Below are 888 nucleotides of genomic sequence, written 5' to 3'. Positions count from 1 at the left end.
GCATGAGTGGACTTTTTGACCTGACGGGGCGGGTTGCCCTTGTGACGGGGTCGAGCCGGGGGATTGGTAATGCGCTGGCGCGGGCGTTGGCTGAGGCGGGGGCGACGGTGGTGCTGAACGGCATCAATGCGGAGCGGTTGAAGGCAGCGGAGGCTGCATTGGCCGCTGATTTCGCACCGGGCCGGGTCCACAGCGTCGCTTTTGATGTCACGAAGGACACCGAGGCTGCCCGGGGGGTTGCGTGGGTGGAGGAGCATGTGGGGCCGTTGCGGATCCTGGTGAACAACGCCGGGATCCAGCACCGGGTGCCGATGCTGGAGCTGGATGTCGCGGACTGGGAACGGGTGATTTCCACGGATCTGACCAGCGCGTTCCTGGTGGGCCGGGAAGCGGCCCGGCACATGATCCCGCGGGGCAAGGGCAAGATCATTAATATTTGTTCGGTGCAGACGGACCTGGCCCGTCCCACGATTGCCCCGTATGTRGCGGCGAAGGGCGGGCTGCGGAACCTGACCCGGGCGATGACGGCGGAGTGGGCGGGGTCCGGKTTGCAGATCAACGGGATCGCTCCGGGTTACATCCATACGGAGATGACGCAGAATCTGGTGGATGATGAGCAGTTCAATKCCTGGATCCTGGGCCGGACGCCGGCGGCGCGGTGGGGKACCGTGCAGGACCTGGCTGGCCCGGCGGTGTGGTTGGCCTCGGACGGGTCGGACTTTGTGAACGGGCAGACGATTTTTATCGACGGCGGAATGACGGTGGTGGTCTGATGCGCGGTCATCTGGCGGGTACGTCAGCGGTGACCCGGGATACCGGCGGAACCGGCGCGGCCGCAGAACCGGTGCTGCCGGTCTCGGGTCCGGCGGTGGTCGCGTACGCGGCCGG

General features: G+C 66.6%; 1 protein-coding gene. It reads left to right on the top strand.

Going from position 1 to position 888, the window contains the following annotated elements; genetic code table 11:
- Positions 1-2 precede the first annotated feature (2 nt).
- Entirely contained in the window at positions 3-773 is a 771-nt protein-coding gene (locus AB4Y73_RS20415; RefSeq protein ID WP_441874508.1) for an SDR family oxidoreductase, read from the top strand.
- Positions 774-888: the final 115 nt, after the last annotated feature.

Source organism: Pseudarthrobacter sp. TAF60_1, from assembly GCF_052113505.1.
GTDB lineage: Bacteria > Actinomycetota > Actinomycetes > Actinomycetales > Micrococcaceae > Arthrobacter.
This window is presented reverse-complemented; position numbering and strand designations above follow the sequence as displayed.